Genomic DNA, 20597 nt, shown 5'->3' on the forward strand with positions numbered 1-20597 from the left:
GCGTATAATCGTCGGCAGCGTCAGATGTGTATAAGAGACAGGGACGGTTCCCGCCAGTCGAAGATGAGCGTCATCGCGCACCTATCGCGACACCGGTGAAGGTCTGGTTGACGTGCATGGCGTTGTACTGTTCGCCGTAGGCGCAGAAGCCGATGACGTTGTGCCGCGCCAGCGCCGCCGACATGACGTGCTTGAGCTGCCGCTGCTCCAGCTCCAGCCGGCGCAGGATGCAGTCGCAGCCGAGCACGAGGTCGGGCGGCCCGCCGACCTCCGCGGCCAGCTTGCGCATCATCTCCTCAAGATTCTCCACGGGGTCGACGCCGCGGGCGACGGTCAGCACGATCCCCTCGTCGATGGCGCAGTAGAAGGTCAGGCTCTCGTCGTCGTTGACCTTCTGGATGGAGCGGACATGGTACTCGCCCCCCACCCGCACGACGACGGGATAGGCGGCGAAGATCAGGGGGGTCAGCGGCTCCCCCTCCAGCCCGACCATGCGGGCGTATTCGCGGCCCGCCGGCTCGGCGTTGATCTCGGTGACGATGCGGCGCTGCGGGTCGGCGCCGGTCACCACCATCTTGGCGTCGGACGCCACGAAATGCTCGGTCCGGAAGACGACGAAGCGGCGCGCCGTGGTGACCAGCATCAGCACGGCGGCGTTGGTGTGGAACCGCCCCTCGTGCAGGACGAAGGTGCGCTCGAACCGCAGCTCGTCCCCGGCGGAGCCGCCGAACAGAGGGATGTCCATCAGCACGCTGTGCAGCGCGCTGACCACCATCTCCTCCGCCCGCGACATGCCGTCGATCATCAGGAAGGCGAAGCTGCCATGATCGGGGAAGGCGTCGGTCCGGGCGGCCAGCGCGACGTCGCGCTGCTCCATCAGGCTGCGCAGGACGCGCGGCGCCTCGGCGATGGAGAAGCGGTCGAGATCGTCGATGCGCTGGGTGGCGATGGTGAAGTCGGCGCGCGGAAAGCCGATGCCGACCAGCGACCCGGCGGCGTAGCCGAAGGGCGTGATCTCCCCTGCCGTGGTGCAGCCGACCACCGGCACCGGTCCAAACAGCTCGGCCAGGGCCGCCGCCAGTTCCACTTGGTCGTAATGGGCGGAGCAGAAGACCAGCACCATCTCCAGTTCGGCCACGGCGGCCGGGTTCCGTCCGCACAGCCCCTCGAACAGGTCACGCGCGGCGGTACGGGCGTCCTCCGCCATCGAGACGGCCCGCGGCAGGGACGGGCTGGGCGCGGGAGAACTGGGCGGAGCATCGGAGAGAAGAGCGTCCGAGGCCGGATGGCTGGTCACAATGCGGGTCCCGAAAAGCATCGGCATGGCATCCAACACCCCAGACAGCCACCCGACACCGGAAGACCGGCCGGGAAACGTGGGCGGATGACCTATAGGTTACTTCAGCGACGCCCGCTGGGCAAAGCCGGCGCGGGGGTGCGGGCATGCGACCATGGTCTAAGGTCCGGCGGGGGACTGTTTCCCACGCAACGAAAAAGGCGCCTTCCGCCGTCGCGGAAAGCGCCTGAGTTCGGTTCCATATGCACCACCACGCGGGGGAGCCGGTCTGAACACGGATCAGACCGCCCGGCGGCCGTGCCGACTGGGAAAGTCCCAAAGTCGAATCCTGAATACCGCATTCCACCGAACAGCGCTATGCCTTTTTCGTCATATCGCGCGGATCGGAACGCAGCGCCTCCACCTCGCCATCGGAGAACAGGCGCGAGCGGGTGAGAAAGCGCACGCCCTCCGGCGCCTCCAGCGAGAAGCTGGTGCCGCGGCCCGGCACCACGTCGATGATGAGTTGGGTGTGCGACCAGTATTCGAACTGCGCCGCCCCCATGTAGAAGGGACAGCCGCCGATCTCCCCCAGCCGGACGTCCTGCCCGCCGGGGCGGAACTCCCCGTCCATGAAGCACATCGGCGCGCTGCCGTCGCAGCAGCCGCCGGACTGGTGGAAGAACAGCGGCCCGTAGAGCCCGCGCAGCTTTTCGATCAGTTCCAGGGCCGCCGGTGTGGCGACGACTCGTTCGACCATGGGCGGATGCTCCCAGAAGGAATTCAGCCGGACAAGAAAAGGGCCGGAGGCCGAATGGCCGCCGGCCCAAGGTCGTCAGGGAGGAGACAGGAAGGTTAGAAGAAGCCCAGGGCCTTCGGGCTGTAGCTGACCAGCAGGTTCTTGGTCTGCTGGTAATGGTCGAGCATCATCTTGTGGTTTTCGCGGCCGATGCCCGACTGCTTGTAGCCGCCGAAAGCCGCGTGGGCCGGATAGAGGTGGTAGCAGTTGGTCCACACGCGGCCCGCCTGGATGGCGCGGCCCATGCGGAAGGCGCGGTTGCCGTCACGGCTCCACACGCCGGCGCCCAGGCCGTAGAGCGAGTCGTTGGCGATGGCGAGCGCCTCTTCCTCGGTCTTGAAGGTCGTCACGGACACCACCGGCCCGAAGATCTCCTCCTGGAAGATGCGCATCTTGTTGTGGCCTTCGAAGACCGTCGGCTGGACGTAGTAGCCGCTCTCCAGTTCGCCGCCCAGATGGGCGCGCTCGCCGCCGATCAGCACCTTGGCGCCCTCGGCCTTGCCGATGTCGATGTAGGAGAGGATCTTTTCGAGTTGGTCGATGGAGGCCTGGGCGCCGATCATGGTGGCGGGGTCCAGCGGGCTGCCCTGCTTGACCGCGGCGACGCGGGCCAGGGCCCTCTCCATGAACTTGTCGTAGATGCTCTCCTGCACCAGGACGCGCGAGGGGCAGGTGCAGACCTCGCCCTGGTTCAGCGCGAACATGGCGAAGCCTTCCAGCGCCTTGTCCAGGAAGTCGTCCTCCTCGGCCATCACGTCCTTGAAGAAGATGTTCGGCGACTTGCCGCCCAGCTCCAGCGTGACCGGGATGATGTTCTCCGTGGCGTACTGCATGATCAGGCGGCCGGTCGTCGTCTCGCCGGTGAAGGCGATCTTGGCGATGCGCGGGCTCTGGGCCAGCGGCTTGCCGGCCTCGACGCCGAAGCCGTTGACGACGTTGATGACGCCGTCGGGCAGCAGGTCGGCGATGATCTCCATCATCACCATGATGGCCATCGGGGTCTGCTCGGCGGGCTTCAGCACGACGCAGTTGCCGGCGGCCAGCGCCGGGGCCAGCTTCCACACCGCCATCAGCAGCGGGAAGTTCCACGGGATGATCTGGCCGACGACGCCCAGCGGCTCATGGAAATGATAGGCGTAGGTGGTGTTGTCGATCTCCGCGATGGAGCCTTCCTGGGCGCGGATGCAGCCCGCGAAGTAGCGGAAATGGTCGATGGCCAGCGGCAGGTCGGCGTGGGTCGTCTCGCGGATCGGCTTGCCGTTGTCCAGCGTCTCGGCCAGCGCCAGCACATCCAGACGCTCTTCCAGCCGGTCGGCGATCTTGTTGAGGACGCGGGCGCGCTCCGCCGGGGAGGTGCGGCCCCAGGCGTCCTTGGCCTTGTGGGCGGCGTCCAGCGCCTTTTCGATGTCTTCCGCGGTGGAGCGGGCGACCTCGCACAGCGGCTTGCCGGTGATCGGGGTCAGGTTGGTGAAATACTGGCCCTTCGTCGGCGCCACCCACTGGCCGCCGATGAAGTTGTCGTAGCGCGGCCGGATGGCGACCTGCTTGCTGAGCGTTTCCAGGGCCTGATGGATCACGGCGGTTTCCTCCCGAAGCGGATTGCCCGAACTGAATGTCGTGGAATGACGTTTGGCGGGTTGTGCGCCCTGTGTCCGTTCGTCCGATGATCGGTATCCGTCACAGCGCCCCGCCGTTATCGCGGTTTCGGGGAAGGCCGGTAAATTCGACTTTGGTTGCAGAAGCTCAGGCCCCCAGATTCGGGACCGACCGTTGGCCGACAGATGATACCTTGGGCGGAGACCCTTCCGTTTTCCGGCGAGACTTCAGGACATGACGACCGACATCCGGCTGCGTTTCCTCCACCCCTCCGGCGCCATCGGACCCGGCAAGGTGTCGCTGCTGGAGGAGATCGACCGCACCGGCTCGATCTCGGCGGCGGCGCGGGCGCTCGGCATGTCCTTCCGCCGCGCATGGTTCCTGGTGGAAACCATGAATTCCGCCTTCCGCGAGCCGGTGGTGCGCACCAACGTCGGCGGGAGGGAGGGCGGCGGGACCGGCCTGACCGCCTTCGGCCAGGAGGTGATCGCCCGCTACCGCCGCATGGAGGAGGAGGCCCGCCGCGCTGCCGCCCCCCACCTCGCCTGGCTGGACGAGGCGCTGAAACCGGAGGCGGCGCTCGAAAAAGGCGCGGAATCCGCTGATCCAAAGTCCAATGGCCCGGACTCCGGCGATCCGTAAAGTCTCCCTCGACGCCGCGACCTTCCGCCGCGGCGAAACGAAGGAGGCCCCCGACCCATGCGCACCGCCGCCCGTACAGCCGCCCGTACAGCCTTGACCGCCCTGGTCCTTCTCGCCGCGGCGCCGCTCCCGGCCCTGGCCGACGGCGATCCGGCAAACGGCGAAAAGCTGTTCCGCCAGTGCAAGGCCTGCCACACCGTGGAGGCGGGCAAGAACCGCGTCGGCCCCACGCTGCACGGGCTGTTCGGGCGCAAGGCCGGCGCGGTGGACAACTACGCCAACTACTCCGAGGGGCTGAAGGCGTCGGGCATCCAATGGGACGCAGCGACGCTCGACCCCTATCTCGCCAACCCGAAGGCGGTGATTGCCGACAGCCGCATGGCCTTCGCCGGGGTGGCGAAGCCGGAGGACCGGGCCGACCTGATCGCCTATCTGGAATCCGCGACGAAGTGAGCGTCAGCGGGGCGGGAACCGGGACGGCCGCCAGCCTGTTGCCCGGTTTCTCACCCCGCAGCCGGAGAACGGCCATGGCCGACGACGACACAGCAGGACAAAAAGGCGCCGAGCCCAAGGACATTCACAAGACCGACATCGAGCCTCTTTGCGACGAGCAGAGCGGCGGCGGCGGGTCCAACCCGGACACGCGCTACCGCGGCATGCCGGGCGGTCATCCCGGCGGTTCCCGCGACGGCGACTGCGATCCGGTGTCGCGCGCCGACCCTGAGAAGGCGGAACCGGACACCGCCGAATCCGGGAGCAAGCCCGCGCCCCGCTAGGCCGATGGCTTAGCCTTTCCGGGGCCGCCCCGAATTGGTCGTAGCCGCTGACACGGTCCCCCGCTAAAACAGGGGCTCCCTCACCGGCACAACACGGGCTGCGACCGGCATGCTGAAGCGCCTTTACGACTGGACGATGGCCAAGGCGGCCTCGAAGAACGCCACCACCTGGCTGGCGGGGGTTTCCTTCGCGGAAAGCTCCTTCTTCCCGATCCCGCCGGACATCCTGATGGTGCCGATGGTGCTCGCCAACCGGCAGGCGGCGTGGCGGATCGCGACGATCTGCACGCTGGCCTCGGTGGTGGGCGGCATCGCCGGCTACATGATCGGCTTCTTCCTGTACGAGGCCATCGGCAAGGCGGTCATCGACTTCTACCACCTGGAAGCCCAGTTCGAGACGCTGCGCCATACCTTCGTCGAATACGGCGCGGAGATTCTCATCATCAAGGGCATGACGCCCATCCCCTACAAGCTGCTGACCATCACCGCGGGGGTGGCGAAGCTGAACATCTGGGTGTTCATCGGCGCCTCGATCCTGTCGCGGGCCATCCGCTTCTATCTGGTCGCCGCCCTGCTCTACTGGTTCGGGGAACCGGTGCGCGCCTTCATCGAAAAGCGGCTGACCCTGGTCACCACCGCCTTCGCCGTAGCGCTGATCGGCGGCTTCCTGGCGATCAAGCTGATCTGATCCACCCCGACTTCACTGCGGCACCGCGACGCCGTGCCGTCCTGTCCTGTTGATGCCGCAGCGAGGCATTGATGGGAGAGGACGGATGGACAGCGTGCGCGGGGCCGTGGTGGTCATCACCGGCGCGTCGAGCGGGATCGGGCGGGCCACCGCCCTGACCTTCGCGCGGGAGGGCGCCCGGCTGGTGCTGGCCGCCCGGCGGGAGGCCCTGCTCGGCGAGGTCGCCGAGGAATGCCGGGAATTGGGCGGCGAGGCCGAGGTGGTGCCCACCGACGTCACCGACGCGGAGGCGGTTCGGCGGCTGGCCAACCGGGCGGTGCAGATGTTCGGCGGCATCGACGTCTGGGTGAGCAACGCCGGGGTCGGGGCCGTCGGGCGGTTCGAGGACACCCCGTTGGAGGCGCACCGCCGCGTCGTCGAGACCAACCTGTTCGGCCCGCTGCACGCCGCCCACGCCGTGCTGCCGCTGTTCCGCCGGCAGGGCCATGGTGTGCTCATCAACACGGTGTCGGTCGGGGCCTGGGCGCCCGCCCCCTACGCCGCCGCCTACGCGGCCAGCAAATTCGGGCTGGAAGGGCTTCTGGAAAGCCTGCGGGCGGAACTGGTCGACGCGCCGGGCGTCCATGTCTGCGGCGTCTATCCCTTCTTCACCGATACGCCGGGCATGTCCCACGGCGCCAATTACACCGGCCACCAGCTGGACGCGGAAAGCCCCTTCTACGACGACCCGCAGGACGTGGCGGACACCGTTCTGGCCGTCGCCCTGCGCCCGCGCGCCCAGGCGATGGTCGGGGCGATGACCCCGCTGACCCGGCTGGGGCACGCGGTGGCGCCGCGCCTGATGGAGAAGATCGCCGGCCACGGCGCCCACCGCCATTTCAGCCGGACCCCGCCCGCCGCGACAAGCGACGGCAACCTGTTCCGTCCGGTGGAACGCGGCCGCGGCGTCACCGGCGGCTTCCGCACCCCGCCGCCCGCCTGGGTATCGCCCCTGCTCGTCGCCGGGGTCGCGGCCGCTGCGGCGGCGGCCTACGCCGGCTACGCGCGGAGCAAGAACGCAAACCACTGAGGGCTTTGAGTTCGGGAACGGGTTGGTCCAGAATGCCGGCCCGCGCCGGCAAGGACATGCGCCGGGAGGAGCCGCGGGAAGAGCCGGGGAAGCTGTTCCGCGTCGCCGGCCTGTCCGCCGTCTCCGCCCTGTTCGCCCATGACGCGGCGCGCGTGGAGCGGCTGTTCTTCGAGGAGCGGCTGAAGGCGAAGACCGGCGACTTCTGCAAGGCGATGGCCGCGGCGCGTAAGCCCTACCGCATGGTGGAGGCCGATGAGCTGGCGAAGGTCGCCGGAACGGTGCTGCACGGCGGGGTGGTCGCGCTGATCGCGCCGCGCCAAGTGCCCGCCTTCGACGCCGAGGCCGCGAAGCGCTGGGCGGCGGACGGGCAGCCGCTGCTGATCCTCGACGGAGTCGGCAACCCGCACAATCTGGGCGCCATCCTGCGCACCGCCGCCTTCTTCGGCCTGCGGCGCGTCGTCGTGTCGGACCATCCCGGACAGGCCCTGCCGTCGGAGTCCGCCTACCGGGTGGCCGAGGGCGGGTTCGAATGGGTGGAGCTGTACCGGGCGGCCAATCTGCCGACGGTCCTGAAGCGGCTGCGCGAGTCCTACCGGGTGGCCGGAACGGCGCTGGGCCGGGGCCGGGCGGTGGTCACCGACCCGGCGGCCCTCGCCACGGGGGAGCGGCCCGCCGCCGTCGTGCTTGGCAACGAGGAAGACGGGCTTCCCCCCGCCACCCTCGCCGCCTGCGAGGACATCCTGACCCTGCCCGGCACCGGCCGCATCCAGTCGCTGAACGTCGCGGCGACCGCGGCCATCCTCATCCACGCGCTGGCGAAGCCGGGCTGAGAGCCGGACCTCAGCCGCCCAGGGCGATGATCAGCACCAGCGCCACCACGATGACCGAGACGACGGGCAGCATGTCCACCCCGCCGCGGTCCCAGGTCGGCGCCCGGCGTGAGCCGTGATGCGCGCCGTGGGCGTGGCCCAGCCCCTCGTCGGCCCAGCCATGTTCGGACGGACGGGCGCCGGGTGCGGAGACGGCGGGAGCCGCCGGGCTGGCGATGGTGACCACCCCGGCCCCGCGCTGGTAATCGCTGCCACCACCGCCGCGCGGGCGCTTCAGCCGCTCGTCGGTCAGCTCCACGTCGATGCCCGCGGCCTCCAGCCGCTCCACCACCACGGCGACCTCCTCCGGGGTCATCGTCTCCACCGGCACGTCCTTGCCGAGCTGCTCGACGCTGAGCCGGTTGCCGTGCTGGCGTCCCTTGGCAATCAGGCGCTGGAGGGTGGCGTCGTCGATCGTCATGATTCTCTCCCCGCGGTTCCACCTTGGACTGAACATTCCGAAGGGTAAACACGCGGGGCCGCGGAAGGCTCCCGCGCAAAGGCGCCGACTTGCCTCCGGGGCGGGGCGACCCGACATAATCCCCAAATCCTACGCCATCGGAGAGGCCGAGATGCTCGGAATGTTCATGCGCAAGCCCCTGGCGCTGCCCAGCGCGGCGGAGGCCCTGCCCGGACGCGACACGCCGGTTCCCGTGCCGCCGCGCCACCACGTCAACGGCAACCCGCTGACCCCGCCCTATCCGGAGGGGCTGGAGGTCGCGGACTTCGGGCTCGGCTGCTTCTGGGGGGCGGAGCGCAAGTTCTGGAAGGTGCCGGGCGTCTGGTCGACCATGGTCGGCTATCAGGGCGGCCACACGCCCAACCCGACCTATGAGGAGGTCTGCTCCGGCCGCACCGGCCACACCGAGGTGGTGCGCGTCGTCTACGACCCGGCCAAGGTCGGGTTCGAGGAGCTGCTGCGCGTCTTCTGGGAGGCGCACGACCCGACCCAGGGGATGCGCCAGGGCAACGACGTCGGCACCCAGTACCGCTCGGCCATCTACACCCACACGGACGCCCAGCGCACCGTCGCCGAGGCCATCCGCCAGTCCTATCAGGCCCGCCTGGAGCAGGCCGGTTTCGGCCCGGTGACGACGGAGCTGCGCGAGGCCCCGCCCTTCTACTACGCCGAGGACTATCACCAGCAGTATCTGTCCAAGAATCCCGCGGGCTATTGCGGGCTGGGCGGGACCGGGGTGACCTGCGCGGCGTGACGCGGTCTTGCGGTGCGGGGGCTGAACCATGGAGACGGTTCCCGCCCCCACTGCGGCATCCGGGCGACAGGGTTAAGCCGGCTTGAACGGGGCGGTCCCTTGCGGTTGCGCCTGCCCGTCCCTTCCGGGTATGGTTCCGGCGGTCCATGAAAGCTCCAGGGGGTAGCCCCGCGGGGCGCCGCCCGAGAATTCCGCGCCCAATCCATGATCAAGGAAAGAACCGAGCTGGCGACGCCGCACCTGAGCGGCCTGCTTGACTTCTGGCTCACCAAATGCACTGGCGGGAAGCCGCCGGTGTCCAGCAGCATCGCCCCGGCCGACCTGCGGCCGTGGAAGGATAATATTGTGATTTTCGAGGTCATCGGCGACGACGACTTCGTTTATTCCTATTACGGCCAGTCGCTCGCGGCGGCCTTCGGGCATTCGCGCCTGGGCGCCACGCTGGACGATCTGCCGGAGGAGCAGCGGGCGATCCTGCGCCCCGAATACGCCTCGCTCCTGCGCGAACGGCTGCCGGTTGCCCGTGTCTACACCGCCGATTTCAGCGGCGTCATGCGGACCTGGGAGCGGCTGGCGCTGCCGATGTCCAGCGACGGCGAAACCATCGACAAGATCCTGGTCGCCGCCTACGAACTGCCGCCGGACGAACCGCCCTGCGCCGCGCTCATCCCCGCCGCGGCGGATGAGGAGGCGGAGGTGGAGATCGACATTCCGGATGATGACGGGCCGGATGATGACGGGCCGGATGATGACGGGCCGGAGGCGGACGACGCGGTGGACAGCGAATCCGAGTCCCTTGCGGACGAGGGCGCCGACATCGACGACGATACGGACGGGACCGCGGACACCGAAGCCGGAACCGAGACCGAGACCGAGACCGACGATACCCCCGACGACGACGCCGACGACGGCGAGTCCTTCTCCACCGAACAGAAACCGGGAGCCCCGGCATGACGCCGCGCACGCCCCACCTGACCGCGCCCGCGACCCAGTCGGGAGTCGTCACCGCCGACGAATTCAATCTGTGGTGCGCGCTGAACGGCCGCCCCTTCAACCTGATCCCCAACGCGCGCCCGGACGGGCGGCTGCTGTGGGACGTTGAGGTGCTTCCCGGAACCCCGCGCGCCGGCACGGTCTATTCGACCAACCTCGGCGACGAGGCGCTGGCGGTGGTCGCCGGGTTCGCCTTCCTGTCCGGCGTCGAATGGGCCTATGAGGCGCGCCCCGCGGAAACCGCCGTCCCGCCCCCGGCGTCGGACGCAGCGGTGGACGCGCCGGACGAGGTGGAGGACGTCCTCATTCCCGACGCCGAGGATCTGTCCGAAGATCTGCCCGAGGCCCTGTCCGAGGAAGCGGAGTCGGAGGAAGCCGAGGACGACACCTTGGCCCACGAGGACGACGCGGCCTATGAGGACGACGCGGAGGACATCGGCGACACCGACACCTTCGACGACGAATCCGAGCCCGAATCCGACGAGGCAGCGCTGTCCGTCGGCGAGGACGATCCCTACGCCCTGCCCGGCACCACGCTTCTCCAGAATCCGCCGCCACGCCCGCCGCAGCAGCATGACGAGACGGTCCTGGCCCGCAACGCGCGGATGCTGGAGACGGTGCTGCGGAACTTCCGCGTCCGCGGCGAGATCATGGACGTGCGCCCCGGCCCCGTCGTGACGCTCTACGAGTTCGAACCGGCGCCGGGCACCAAGTCGGCCACGGTTATCAACCTGACCGACGACATCGCCCGCTCGATGAGCGTGGTCACCGCCCGAATCGCCATCGTGCCGGGCCGCAGCGTGATCGGCGTCGAGTTGCCGAACCCGGTGCGCGAGATGGTCTATCTGCGCGAGATGTTCGACCATGCGGCCTTCGCCGAATCGCAGGCCCACCTCGCCATCGCGCTCGGCAAGGACATCAGCGGGGAGCCGGTGGTCGCCGACCTCGCCCGCATGCCGCACCTGCTGGTCGCCGGCACCACCGGTTCGGGCAAGTCGGTCGCCATCAACACGATGATCCTGTCGCTGCTCTACCGGCTGCCGCCCGACCGCTGCCGCTTCATCATGGTGGACCCGAAGATGCTGGAGCTGTCCGTCTATGACGGCATCCCGCATCTGCTGACCCCGGTGGTGACCGACCCGAAGAAGGCGGTGATCGCGCTCCGCTGGGCGGTGCGCGAGATGGAGAGCCGCTACGAGGCGATGTCCAAGCTCGGCGTGCGCAACATCGAGGGCTACAACGCCCGCATCGCCGAGATGATCGCCAACGGCGAGCCGATGCCCCGCCGCACCGTCCCCGGCGAGGCCGAGGCCGTCTTCGACCTGACCCCGCAGGAGCCGACGCCGCTCCCCTACATCGTCGTGATCGTGGACGAGATGGCCGACCTGATGCTGGTGGCCGGCAAGGAGATCGAAGCGGCGATCCAGCGGCTGGCCCAGATGGCCCGCGCCGCCGGCATCCACCTGATCATGGCGACGCAGCGCCCGTCGGTGGACGTCATCACCGGCACCATCAAGGCCAACTTCCCGACCCGCATCAGCTTCCAGGTCACCTCCAAGATCGACAGCCGCACCATCCTCGGCGAGGCCGGGGCGGAGCAGCTTCTCGGCCAGGGCGACATGCTCTACATGGCCGGCGGTGGCCGCATCACCCGCGTCCACGGCCCCTTCGTCTCCGATTCGGAGGTCGAGGAGATCGTGCAGTTCATCAAGTCGCAGGGCGCCCCCAACTATGTCACCGCCATCACCGAGGAAGAGGATGAGGCGGTCGCCGACGAGGACGACGAGAGCGGCGGCGGCAATTCCGGCGACGACCTCTACATGCAGGCCGTCAACCTGGTGGTGCGCGAGGGCAAGGTGTCGGTCAGCTTCATCCAGCGCCAGCTCCAGATCGGCTACAACCGCGCCGCCCGTCTGGTCGAGCGGATGGAGACGGAGCGCGTGGTCGGCCAGGCCAACCACCAGGGCAAGCGCGAGGTGCTGCTGTCCCCCGCCGGCCTGTCGGCCAAGCGCGCCGGGGTCTGAACGCAGGAGATGGGGCGATGAAGGCGCATTTCGAACGGTTCGCGCGCTACAACCGCTGGGCCAACCGCCGCCTCTACGCGGTGGCGGCCGACTTGTCGGACGCCCAGTACCGCGAGGACCGCAGCGCCTTCTTCCGCTCGGTGCGGGGAACGCTGAACCACATCCTGGTGGCCGACCGGGTGTGGCTGCGCCGCATCGAGGGCGACGGGCCGACGCCCTTCGCCCTGGACGAGATCCTTTATGACGGCTTCGACGATCTGCGCGCCGCCCGCGAGGCGGAGGACGAGCGCCTCATCCGCGTCGTGGCGGAGCAGGAGGAGGCCCGCTTCGCCACCGACCTCCACTACCGCTCGCTGGCCGGGCAGGCCTTTACCATGCCCTTTTCCGCGGTGCTGGCCCATGTGTTCAACCACCAGACCCACCACCGCGGGCAGGCGCACACCCTGCTGACGCAGTTCGGGCTGGCCGCGCCCAGCATCGACTTCGCCTATTTCCTGTTGGACAAGTAGGCGCGCCGGGCCCCTTACACCGTCCTCACATGCGCGACGGCGACAGGCGGAACTCCACCACTTGGCTGGTGTGGGCGAGCTTGTCGATCAGTTCCATCGGGTCCGGCGTGCCGTTGGCCTGGAGCGTGAGCTGATACTCCAGGTGGCCGCTGCCGTTGCGCAGATGGAAGGCCCAGGACACGATCTCGTAGCCGTGCTCCAGCGCCTTGACGCGGATCACATCCGCCGGGGGCGCCTGATTGCGCTCGAAGACGAGCATCACCTGGACCACCGTGTGGTGGGGCAGCACCGCCTCCAGACGGCGGAAGGCGCTCATCACCAGAATGACCAGAAAGGCCAAGCCGATGGCCGCGGCGTAGAAGCCCAGCCCGACGGTCACCCCGATCGCCGCCGCCGTCCAGATCGACGCCGCGGTGGACAGGCCGCGGATGGAGAAGCCCTCCCGCATGATGACCCCGGCGCCGAGAAAGCCGATGCCGGTCACGATGCCCTGGACGACCCGCGTCGGATCGCCGCCCCCGCCGGTTCCGCTCCCGATGCCGCCGTACCACAGGCCGGGATAGGCGTTGACGACGGTCAGCGCCGTCGAAGCGAGGCAGACCAGCGCGTAGGTTCGCATCCCCGCCGCCCGCCCGTGGAAGGAGCGCTCGTACCCCATGAGGATGCCGAGCCCCAGCGCCCCGACCAGATGCAGCAGGATGACGCCGTTCACGGCCAATTCGGCCGGCGACCAGTAGGCGGACAGGTTCAGCATGACGCCCCTCCCCCCAGGACGATCGGTCCCGGAAAGCACAGTGTAGCGCCGATTGGTTGGCGAAGGATCACCCTACCCCAGCCCGCCCAGCGTCCAGCGGGCGAGCAAAGCCACCAGCATACCCTCCGCCGTGGCCAGCATCAGCCGCAGCATCAGGCTCACAAGGTCGGTGAAGCGGTCGCGGCGGGGGAATACCTCGGCCAGCATGCCGGCGACGGCACGGCGCAGGCTCAGGCTGACGAGGCCGATCACCAGCGCCACGACGGCGGTGCCGACCACATAATAGAGTGCGCCCTTCCAGCCGGCGAAGCTCTGCGGGTGTTCCAGATAGAAGAGTGTGCCGACGACGATCCAGACGGCGGACGGCCAGACCCCCACCATGTCGGCGCCGCCGGCCGGCCTGGCACCGCCGGGCGCCGGCATCGGAGACTCCGGTGGGGGCTCCGGCGGGGGCTGCGCGCTCCAGGGCACCGCGGCCTCCGTCAGCCCCCCGGCACGTGCCGGAAAGCCAGCACGCGGGCCGGGCGGCCGTCCTCGTCGGACAGCGGCAGCAACAGTTCGACGAAGCGCGCGCCCGGCAGCATCGGGTCGTCGCGCACCAGCAGGCCGCGCGGCTCCCCCGTCTCCAGACAGGCGCGCAGGTCGGCGTTGAAACGCGCCGCCGCTTCGGCGGGGTGGCAATCGCTGACCGGGCGCGGCACCGCGCGCTGGCCGATCCGGCGCTGCACCGCCCGCCCGCAGGCGCGGTAGAGGAAATCCTTGCCGCCGCGCAGCGGCTCCATCAGGCACAGGCGCGGCACGCATTCGCGGATCTGCGCGGTGTCGATGTCGCGCGCCTCCGGCATCGCGCGCCCGCGCCGGACGCGCAGCCAATGGACGTAGATCAGGCTGGCGATCTGTGGGATCTGCTCGAGGTCCAGCGGCTCCGACCGGCAGACCGGCGGCGCGGGGGGCGGCGGCGGAACGGCGGCCGCGGCCGGAACCGCGCGCACCGGCGCGGCCGCCACGGCCTCCGCAACCGGCTTCGCGGCGGCGGGCGCCGGGCGGCTGGCGAAGACCGGCTGACGCTCCGGCCGTCCGCCGTGCTTCTTCAGCATCGGCAGCGGCGCCCAGGTCTGGCAGGTGTGGTAGGAGCGCGTGACCTTCCGGTAATCCTGGCTGGTCGCCGTCCGGCACTCCCCCTCCGCGCTGTAGCGGTCGACGTGGACGAGCGTGTTGTCATCCGACAGGGCGCGGTCGCCCCCCCACGAAACGCAGGCGGCGCAGGCGCGGCTGTCCTTGGCGAAAGCGTGGGTCATCGTCGGGTGCGAACTCCGGAGGCGGTCAGGACGGGTGTGCGGGCTTCTCCCGCTGGCGAGGATCGGAACACGCCGGGTTTCCGGCGCACCCCGATTGATGACGCCCTTTCGGCGCGGGTTCAAGCCTTGCCTCGCCGCCCGCTGGCGATGTTTCAGACATGTGGCCCGCGCATCATCCCACCCCTTCCCCCGCGCCGCCTTGTTCCCTATAAAGGGGCCTCGCAACGACATATTGATCCGTGCCCTCTCACACCCGCGCCCCTGCCAAGGGGCCAATGGCGCGAGGGGGCTTTTGCTGCACGAACGTCGAGAAGCGGACCCATGCCCAAGCGCACTGATATCAAATCCATCTGCATCATCGGCGCGGGGCCGATCGTCATCGGCCAGGCTTGCGAGTTCGATTACTCCGGCGTCCAGGCGTGCAAGGCGCTGCGCGAGGAAGGCTTCCGCGTCATCCTGGTCAACTCCAACCCGGCCACCATCATGACCGATCCGGGTCTGGCCGACGCCACCTACATCGAGCCGATCACCCCGGCCGTGGTGGCGAAGATCCTGGAGAAGGAGCGCCCCGACGCCCTGCTGCCGACCATGGGCGGCCAGACCGCGCTGAACACCGCCATGGCCCTGTCCGACGACGGCACGCTGGAACGGTTGGGCGTGGAGATGATCGGCGCCAAGCGCGACGTCATCGCCAAGGCCGAGGACCGCATCCTGTTCCGCGACGCCATGGACAAGCTGGGCCTGGAATCGCCGCGCTCGCGCCTCGTGCGCAACATGCAGGAGGCGACCGAGGCGCTGGAGTTCGTCGGCCTGCCGGCGATCATCCGCCCCAGCTTCACGCTGGCCGGCACCGGCGGCGGCATCGCCTACAACCGCGCCGAGTTCGAGGACATCGTGCGCGGCGGCCTGCGCGCCAGCCCGGTCGGCGAGGTGCTGATCGAGGAATCGGTGCTGGGCTGGAAGGAGTATGAGATGGAGGTCGTCCGCGACAAGGCGGACAACTGCATCATCGTCTGCGCCATCGAGAACATCGACCCGATGGGCGTGCACACCGGCGATTCGATCACCGTCGCCCCGTCGCTGACGCTGACGGACAAGGAATACCAGATCATGCGCAACGCCTCGATCGCGGTGCTGCGCGAGATCGGGGTGGAGACCGGCGGGTCCAACGTCCAGTTCGCGGTGAACCCGGCGAACGGCCGCCTGATCGTCATCGAGATGAACCCGCGCGTGTCGCGCTCCTCCGCGCTGGCGTCGAAGGCCACCGGCTTCCCGATCGCCAAGATCGCCGCGAAGCTGGCCATCGGCTACACGCTGGACGAGTTGACCAACGACATCACCGGCACCACCCCGGCCAGCTTCGAGCCGACGATCGACTACGTCGTCACGAAGATGCCGCGCTTCACCTTCGAGAAGTTCGCCGGCACCGAGCCGCTGCTGACCACCTCGATGAAGTCGGTGGGCGAGGCCATGTCGATCGGCCGCACCTTCCAGGAGTCGGTGCAGAAGGCGCTGCGTTCGATGGAGACCGGCCTGACCGGCTTCAACGAGGTGCGCATCGGCGACAGCGACACGCCGGACGCCGCCGCCATCCGCGGCGCGCTGGCCCGGCCGACGCCGGACCGCCTGTTGGTCATCGCCCAGGCATTCCGCCACGGCTTCACCGTCGCCGAGGTCCAGCAGGTCTCCAAGTACGACCCGTGGTTCCTGGAGCAGATCAAGGCCATCGTGGACCGCGAGCAGGCGATCCGCAGCGGCGGCCTGCCGAAGGACAAGGCCGGCTGGCAGGCGCTGAAGCAGATGGGCTTCTCCGACGCCCGTCTGGCCGAGCTGGCCGGCACATCCGAGGGCGAGGTCGCCGAGGCCCGCCGCGCCGCCGGGGTCACGCCGGTCTTCAAGCGCATCGACACCTGTGCCGCCGAGTTCGCCTCGCGCACGCCCTACATGTACTCGACCTACGAGACCGACGGCACCGGTGCCGCCGAGTGCGAATCGGACCCGACCGAGAAGAAGAAGGTCGTCATCCTGGGCGGCGGGCCGAACCGCATCGGCCAGGGCATCGAGTTCGACTATTGCTGCGTCCACGCCGTCTACGCCCTGCGCGAGGCCGGCATCGAGACCATCATGGTCAACTGCAACCCGGAGACGGTCTCCACCGACTACGACACCGCCGACCGCCTGTATTTCGAGCCGCTGACCGCCGAGGACGTGATCGAGCTGGTCCGCGTCGAGCAGCGCAACGGCACGGTGCTCGGCTGCATCGTACAGTTCGGCGGGCAGACTCCGCTGAAGCTGGCCGACGCGCTGGAGAAGGCCGGCATCCCGATCCTCGGCACCTCGCCGGACGCCATCGACCTCGCCGAGGACCGTGAGCGCTTCCAGAAGCTGCTGCACCAGCTCGACCTGCTCCAGCCGGCCAACGGCCTCGCCCGGTCGCTGGAGGAGGCGGAGACGGTCGCCGCGCGGATCGGCTTCCCGGTGGTCATCCGCCCGTCCTACGTGCTGGGCGGCCGCGCCATGGAGATCGTCCACGACATGGCCGGGCTCAAGCGCTACATGGGCAACGCCGTGAAGGTGTCGGGCAAGAACCCGGTGCTGATCGACAGCTACCTGCAGGACGCCATCGAGGTGGATGTGGACGTGGTGGCCGACGCCACCGGCCAGGTCTACATCGCCGGCATCATGGAGCACATCGAGGAGGCCGGCATCCATTCCGGCGACTCGGCCTGCGCGCTCCCGCCCTACTCGCTGCCCGCCGAGACCATCGCCGAGATCGGCCGCCAGGGCGAGGCGCTGGCCCGCGCCCTGCACGTCGTCGGCCTGATGAACGTCCAGTTCGCGGTCAAGGACGGCACGGTCTACATCCTGGAGGTCAACCCGCGCGCCAGCCGCACGGTGCCCTTCGTCGCCAAGGCCACCGGCACCGCCATCGCCAAGGTCGCCGCCCGCGTCATGGCCGGCGAGAAGCTGGCCGACTTCACGCTGAACGGCCCGACCCCGCCGCACACCGCCGTGAAGGAGGCCGTGTTCCCCTTCGCCCGCTTCCCCGGCGTCGACATCGTGCTCGGCCCGGAGATGAAGTCGACGGGCGAGGTGATGGGCCTCGACCACAACTTCGCGCTGGCCTTCGCCAAGTCGCAGCTCGGCGCCGGCGTCACCCTGCCGGTCCAGGGCACCGTCTTCATCTCGGTGAAGGAGCGCGACAAGCCGTCGGCCGTGCAGATCGGGCAGAAGCTGCACGCCATGGGCTTCCGCGTCCTGGCGACCACCGGCACCGCGGCGGCGCTGCGCCAGGCCGGCGTCCCGGCGGAGTCGATCAACAAGGTGGTGGAAGGCCAGCCGCACATCGTCGACGCGATGATCAACGGCGAGGTGCATCTGGTCATCAACACCACGGACGGCGCGCAGGCCCTGTCCGACAGCTTCAGCCTGCGGCGCACGGCGCTAACCTACAACCTGCCTTACTACACCACCATGGCCGGTGCACGCGCGGCGGTGGAAGCGATTGCCGCACTCCGGAACGGCAGCCTTGAAGTCGCGCCGTTGCAGTCGTACCTTAGCGGTTCCTATTAGGACGGTTTACGGCGCGGCGGACCTCCTCCGCCGCGCCGTAGCTTTCCCAGGGCGCTGCGTCGGCATGGTGATGGATTGAACGATGGAAAAAGTTCCAATGACTGCGGCGGGATACAACCGCCTGCAAGAGGAGTTGAAGCACCTCAAGACTGTCGAACGGCCCAACGTCATCAAGGCGATCGCCGAGGCGCGTGAGCACGGGGACCTGTCGGAGAACGCCGAATACACCGCCGCGCGTGAACGCCAGAGCTTCATCGAGGGCCGCGTCGCGGAGCTGGAGGACAAGATCAGCCGCGCCGAGGTCATCGACCCGACGAAGCTGTCCGGCAGTTCGGTGAAGTTCGGCGCCACCGTCACGCTCGCGGACGAGGACACCGACGAGGAGATCACCTACCAGATCGTCGGCCAGGACGAGAGCGACATCAAGAACGGCATGCTGTCCATCCAGGCGCCGCTGGCCCGCGCGCTGATCAACAAGTCGGTCGGCGACAGCGTGGAAGTCTCCACGCCGGGCGGTTCCAAGGTCTACGAGATCGTCACCGTCGCCTTCAAGTAAGCGCGGGTTCAAGCTTCAGGGGCCGGTTCGCAAGACGCGGCCCCGCCACCGACCGCGAACCGAAACGCCCCGCACCGACAACCGGTGCGGGGCGCTTTGTTTTCATCCTTTGTTTCATCCCTGGAACAGCCTGCTAGCCCCGCAGCCGCTCCGCCAGGAAGGCGCTGACCCGTTCGATGGCATCCTTGCGGGCGGACTCATCGGTGCCGACCGTCGCCTCGCCCGCCGGGGCGGTCGCCAGATTGCGGCGCTTGCGCAGCGGCGCATGGGGGGAGTCGAAGCCGTGATGGGCGTCGGGATAGACCACCACCTCGGTGCGCTCCTTCACCGGCTCGCGGCTCGCCAGTTCCAGGCAGCGCTCGGCCGGGGTCCATTCATCCTTGCCGCCCAGCAGCATCAGCAACGGCCCTTCCGGCTGCCAATCGGCGTCGCTCAGCGGCGTCCGGCAACCGGGATAGAAGGCGATGGCGGCGCGGAAGCCATTCCCCTGCCCGCCCGGCCCATAGGCGGCCAGCACGGTGCCCGCCCCCTGCGACCAGCCCATCAGGGCGATCCGGTCGCTGTCGACGTCGCTGCGCGCGCGCAGATAGGCCAGCGCCGCCCAGGCGTCGCGCTTGCGCTCCTCCGTCGCCCGGACAGGGCGGTCCTTCACCGTGCAGACCTCCGCCACGCCGCGCGGGCCGAAGCTGTCGACCATCAGCACCGCGTACCCCTGCTCGCGCAGCGTCAGCGCCCAGTCGATGTGCCGGGAGGCCACCCGCCCGGTCTTCGCATAGAGGCCGCTGCAGCCATGCAGCAGGACGACGGCGGGATAGGGGCCGTCGGCCCTGGGGCGCAGGAAGCGCCCGGTCAGGGGCGTCGGGGCGCCACTGGTCAGGTCGGCGTCGAGCGAGGGGAAGCGGACGATCTCCTCCGCATGGACGCCCGGCGTGGCCGCCACCGCCGGCGGGGAGCCGAGCAGGGGCGGCAAGGCCAAAGCGGCGGCGAGCGCCAGCGTCGGCAGGAAAAGGCGCGGCGGAAGGGCACGGCGTCGGGGTGAGGCCATCATCGTCTCCCGGTCACGGGCAATATCGGCATAGTCGGTTGCGCGCAAGTTTATCACCTTCGCCGTGGAAAGCATCGCACGTGCGAAGACGGGCAGGAATCCATTTTCGGAAACGCTCGGCGTTACAAAATTGCGCGAGGGCCGCGTTCCCGAAACGCGAACAGCCGACACCACATCCCATGCGCGGGGTACGGTGCCGGCTGTCCCGGAAAAGGCATCGCGTCGGTGCGGCGCCGCGTCAGCGGCGCGCCACTCGGGTCGAGGACTCGCCCTCGTCCTCCTCGTCGTCATCCTCCAGTGAGTCGGGGATGTCCGGCGAATCGACGTCGATCGGCACACCGGGGGTGTGCTTCGACGTGCGGATCGACAGGGCCGACTTGACGTGCGCCACGTTGGGCGCCGCCGTCAGCTTCGTGGTCAGGAAGCGCTGGTAGTCGTCCCAGTCCTCCGCCACGATCTTCAGCAGGAAATCATACTCGCCCGCCAGCATGTTGCATTCACGCACCATGGGCCAGGAGTTGACGAGTTCCTCGAATTTCTTTAGGTCCACTTCAGCTTGGCTGGACAGGCCAACCTGGGCGAACACGGTGACACCGAACCCGAGCGCGTCGGGGTTGATGTCGGCGTGATAGCCGCGGATGAAGCCCGCCTCTTCCAAGGCGCGGACACGCCGCAAACACGGAGGGGCAGAGATGCCGGCACGCCTCGCGAGTTCTACGTTGGTCATCCGGCCGTCATTTTGCAGGTCGCGCAAAATCCGCCGGTCAATTCGGTCGAGTTTGACCCGCCGCATGGTTTGCTCGGTCGCTCCGGGGGTGATTTGAAGAAAGGATATTACACGGCGAAGCCATCCACGCCAAGCAAGAAACCCGTATCGGCGTTGGTGGAAAAACTTTCTATCGATGTATCCGGCCCC

At 68.9% G+C, this 20597-nt stretch carries 21 protein-coding genes; 12 read left to right on the forward strand and 9 right to left on the reverse strand.

Annotated features, from left to right (window positions below):
• Nucleotides 1–70 precede the first annotated feature (70 nt).
• The 3 genes from nosP to adh all read right to left on the reverse strand — a co-directional run bounded on the left by nosP (nt 71) and on the right by adh (nt 3652).
• Entirely contained in the window at nt 71–1324 is a 1254-nt protein-coding gene (gene nosP / locus Q4I23_RS12460) for a nitric oxide-sensing protein NosP (RefSeq protein ID WP_498526436.1), read from the reverse strand.
• A gap of 328 nt (nt 1325–1652) precedes the next feature.
• Nucleotides 1653–2036: a DUF779 domain-containing protein gene (locus Q4I23_RS12465; RefSeq protein WP_498526437.1), complete on the reverse strand. Its 384-nt coding sequence runs from the start codon at nt 2034–2036 to the stop codon at nt 1653–1655.
• Between the two features lie 95 nt (nt 2037–2131).
• Nucleotides 2132–3652, reverse strand: a complete 1521-nt coding sequence (gene adh, locus Q4I23_RS12470) for an aldehyde dehydrogenase (RefSeq protein WP_237902980.1) — start codon at nt 3650–3652, stop codon at nt 2132–2134.
• Nucleotides 3653–3905: 253 nt separating this feature from the next.
• On the opposite strand from adh, the gene Q4I23_RS12475 reads away from it, so the two are divergent.
• The 6 genes from Q4I23_RS12475 (at nt 3906) to Q4I23_RS12500 (ending at nt 7676) form a co-directional block, all read left to right on the forward strand.
• A complete protein-coding gene (locus Q4I23_RS12475; RefSeq protein ID WP_454019205.1) occupies nt 3906–4313 on the forward strand; it encodes a winged helix-turn-helix domain-containing protein in 408 nt (135 codons plus the stop codon).
• Nucleotides 4314–4370: 57 nt separating this feature from the next.
• The gene (locus tag Q4I23_RS12480; RefSeq protein ID WP_454019204.1) at nt 4371–4766 is read left to right on the forward strand and encodes a c-type cytochrome; all 396 of its coding nucleotides are present in this window, start codon (nt 4371–4373) and stop codon (nt 4764–4766) included.
• A 74-nt stretch (nt 4767–4840) separates the two neighbouring features.
• Nucleotides 4841–5089: a hypothetical protein gene (locus tag Q4I23_RS12485; protein ID WP_454019203.1), complete on the forward strand. Its 249-nt coding sequence runs from the start codon at nt 4841–4843 to the stop codon at nt 5087–5089.
• 109 nt (nt 5090–5198) lie between these two features.
• Nucleotides 5199–5777, forward strand: a complete 579-nt coding sequence (locus tag Q4I23_RS12490) for a YqaA family protein (protein ID WP_145677520.1) — start codon at nt 5199–5201, stop codon at nt 5775–5777.
• Nucleotides 5778–5862: 85 nt separating this feature from the next.
• Nucleotides 5863–6846 (forward strand): SDR family oxidoreductase, encoded by a 984-nt coding sequence (locus Q4I23_RS12495; protein ID WP_454019202.1) that lies wholly within the window; start codon nt 5863–5865, stop codon nt 6844–6846.
• A 32-nt stretch (nt 6847–6878) separates the two neighbouring features.
• Nucleotides 6879–7676: a TrmH family RNA methyltransferase gene (locus Q4I23_RS12500; protein ID WP_498526438.1), complete on the forward strand. Its 798-nt coding sequence runs from the start codon at nt 6879–6881 to the stop codon at nt 7674–7676.
• Between the two features lie 10 nt (nt 7677–7686).
• Here Q4I23_RS12500 and Q4I23_RS12505 read toward each other — a convergent pair whose 3' ends face one another.
• The gene (locus Q4I23_RS12505) at nt 7687–8136 is read right to left on the reverse strand and encodes an RNA polymerase sigma factor region1.1 domain-containing protein (protein ID WP_498526439.1); all 450 of its coding nucleotides are present in this window, start codon (nt 8134–8136) and stop codon (nt 7687–7689) included.
• A 151-nt stretch (nt 8137–8287) separates the two neighbouring features.
• Here Q4I23_RS12505 and msrA point away from each other — a divergent pair, with 151 nt between their 5' ends.
• From msrA to Q4I23_RS12525, 4 genes are all read left to right on the forward strand, one after another.
• Entirely contained in the window at nt 8288–8929 is a 642-nt protein-coding gene (msrA, locus tag Q4I23_RS12510; RefSeq protein WP_498526440.1) for a peptide-methionine (S)-S-oxide reductase MsrA, read from the forward strand.
• 204 nt (nt 8930–9133) lie between these two features.
• Nucleotides 9134–9883, forward strand: a complete 750-nt coding sequence (locus Q4I23_RS12515; RefSeq protein ID WP_498526441.1) for a PAS domain-containing protein — start codon at nt 9134–9136, stop codon at nt 9881–9883.
• Nucleotides 9880–11946, forward strand: coding sequence for a DNA translocase FtsK (locus Q4I23_RS12520; protein ID WP_498526442.1), 2067 nt, complete (start codon nt 9880–9882; stop codon nt 11944–11946). Before Q4I23_RS12515 ends, Q4I23_RS12520 begins: the two co-directional genes overlap by 4 nt.
• A gap of 17 nt (nt 11947–11963) precedes the next feature.
• Nucleotides 11964–12455, forward strand: a complete 492-nt coding sequence (locus Q4I23_RS12525) for a DinB family protein (RefSeq protein WP_498526443.1) — start codon at nt 11964–11966, stop codon at nt 12453–12455.
• Nucleotides 12456–12480: 25 nt separating this feature from the next.
• Here the strand turns inward: Q4I23_RS12525 and Q4I23_RS12530 are convergent, their stop codons facing one another.
• From Q4I23_RS12530 to Q4I23_RS12540, 3 genes are all read right to left on the reverse strand, one after another.
• Nucleotides 12481–13209: an MgtC/SapB family protein gene (locus Q4I23_RS12530; protein ID WP_498526444.1), complete on the reverse strand. Its 729-nt coding sequence runs from the start codon at nt 13207–13209 to the stop codon at nt 12481–12483.
• A 72-nt stretch (nt 13210–13281) separates the two neighbouring features.
• Entirely contained in the window at nt 13282–13632 is a 351-nt protein-coding gene (locus tag Q4I23_RS12535) for a hypothetical protein (protein ID WP_454019194.1), read from the reverse strand.
• A gap of 59 nt (nt 13633–13691) precedes the next feature.
• Nucleotides 13692–14507, reverse strand: coding sequence for a PAS domain-containing protein (locus Q4I23_RS12540; protein WP_498526445.1), 816 nt, complete (start codon nt 14505–14507; stop codon nt 13692–13694).
• 321 nt (nt 14508–14828) lie between these two features.
• Here Q4I23_RS12540 and carB point away from each other — a divergent pair, with 321 nt between their 5' ends.
• Nucleotides 14829–18080: a carbamoyl-phosphate synthase large subunit gene (gene carB, locus Q4I23_RS12545; RefSeq protein ID WP_498526446.1), complete on the forward strand. Its 3252-nt coding sequence runs from the start codon at nt 14829–14831 to the stop codon at nt 18078–18080.
• 82 nt (nt 18081–18162) lie between these two features.
• Nucleotides 18163–18636, forward strand: coding sequence for a transcription elongation factor GreA (greA, locus tag Q4I23_RS12550; protein ID WP_079285121.1), 474 nt, complete (start codon nt 18163–18165; stop codon nt 18634–18636).
• Nucleotides 18637–18769: 133 nt separating this feature from the next.
• Here the strand turns inward: greA and Q4I23_RS12555 are convergent, their stop codons facing one another.
• Both Q4I23_RS12555 and Q4I23_RS12560 read right to left on the reverse strand, forming a co-directional pair.
• Nucleotides 18770–19681 carry a dienelactone hydrolase family protein gene (locus tag Q4I23_RS12555; protein ID WP_498526447.1) on the reverse strand — a complete coding sequence of 304 codons (912 nt, stop codon included), beginning with the start codon at nt 19679–19681 and terminating at the stop codon, nt 18770–18772.
• Nucleotides 19682–19919: 238 nt separating this feature from the next.
• Complete coding sequence (locus tag Q4I23_RS12560) at nt 19920–20474, reverse strand: Lrp/AsnC family transcriptional regulator (RefSeq protein ID WP_035675586.1); 555 nt, start codon at nt 20472–20474, stop codon at nt 19920–19922.
• Between the last annotated feature and the right edge of the window lie 123 nt (nt 20475–20597).

It is taken from the genome of Azospirillum sp. UFLA03-27 (genome assembly GCF_059803775.1).

Bases quoted from the DNA above. Each gene is read 5' to 3' on its own strand.
- nosP (WP_498526436.1), bottom strand. From the start codon at position 1,324: ATGCCGATGCTTTTCGGGACCCGCATTGTGACCAGCCATCCGGCCTCG.
- Q4I23_RS12465 (WP_498526437.1), bottom strand. From the start codon at position 2,036: ATGGTCGAACGAGTCGTCGCCACACCGGCGGCCCTGGAACTGATCGAA.
- Q4I23_RS12475 (WP_454019205.1), top strand. From the start codon at position 3,906: ATGACGACCGACATCCGGCTGCGTTTCCTCCACCCCTCCGGCGCCATC.
- Q4I23_RS12480 (WP_454019204.1), top strand. From the start codon at position 4,371: ATGCGCACCGCCGCCCGTACAGCCGCCCGTACAGCCTTGACCGCCCTG.
- Q4I23_RS12485 (WP_454019203.1), top strand. From the start codon at position 4,841: ATGGCCGACGACGACACAGCAGGACAAAAAGGCGCCGAGCCCAAGGAC.
- Q4I23_RS12490 (WP_145677520.1), top strand. From the start codon at position 5,199: ATGCTGAAGCGCCTTTACGACTGGACGATGGCCAAGGCGGCCTCGAAG.
- Q4I23_RS12495 (WP_454019202.1), top strand. From the start codon at position 5,863: ATGGACAGCGTGCGCGGGGCCGTGGTGGTCATCACCGGCGCGTCGAGC.
- Q4I23_RS12500 (WP_498526438.1), top strand. From the start codon at position 6,879: ATGCCGGCCCGCGCCGGCAAGGACATGCGCCGGGAGGAGCCGCGGGAA.
- Q4I23_RS12505 (WP_498526439.1), bottom strand. From the start codon at position 8,136: ATGACGATCGACGACGCCACCCTCCAGCGCCTGATTGCCAAGGGACGC.
- msrA (WP_498526440.1), top strand. From the start codon at position 8,288: ATGCTCGGAATGTTCATGCGCAAGCCCCTGGCGCTGCCCAGCGCGGCG.
- Q4I23_RS12515 (WP_498526441.1), top strand. From the start codon at position 9,134: ATGATCAAGGAAAGAACCGAGCTGGCGACGCCGCACCTGAGCGGCCTG.
- Q4I23_RS12520 (WP_498526442.1), top strand. From the start codon at position 9,880: ATGACGCCGCGCACGCCCCACCTGACCGCGCCCGCGACCCAGTCGGGA.
- Q4I23_RS12525 (WP_498526443.1), top strand. From the start codon at position 11,964: ATGAAGGCGCATTTCGAACGGTTCGCGCGCTACAACCGCTGGGCCAAC.
- Q4I23_RS12530 (WP_498526444.1), bottom strand. From the start codon at position 13,209: ATGCTGAACCTGTCCGCCTACTGGTCGCCGGCCGAATTGGCCGTGAAC.
- Q4I23_RS12535 (WP_454019194.1), bottom strand. From the start codon at position 13,632: ATGCCGGCGCCCGGCGGTGCCAGGCCGGCCGGCGGCGCCGACATGGTG.
- Q4I23_RS12540 (WP_498526445.1), bottom strand. From the start codon at position 14,507: ATGACCCACGCTTTCGCCAAGGACAGCCGCGCCTGCGCCGCCTGCGTT.
- carB (WP_498526446.1), top strand. From the start codon at position 14,829: ATGCCCAAGCGCACTGATATCAAATCCATCTGCATCATCGGCGCGGGG.
- greA (WP_079285121.1), top strand. From the start codon at position 18,163: ATGGAAAAAGTTCCAATGACTGCGGCGGGATACAACCGCCTGCAAGAG.
- Q4I23_RS12555 (WP_498526447.1), bottom strand. From the start codon at position 19,681: ATGGCCTCACCCCGACGCCGTGCCCTTCCGCCGCGCCTTTTCCTGCCG.
- Q4I23_RS12560 (WP_035675586.1), bottom strand. From the start codon at position 20,474: ATGCGGCGGGTCAAACTCGACCGAATTGACCGGCGGATTTTGCGCGAC.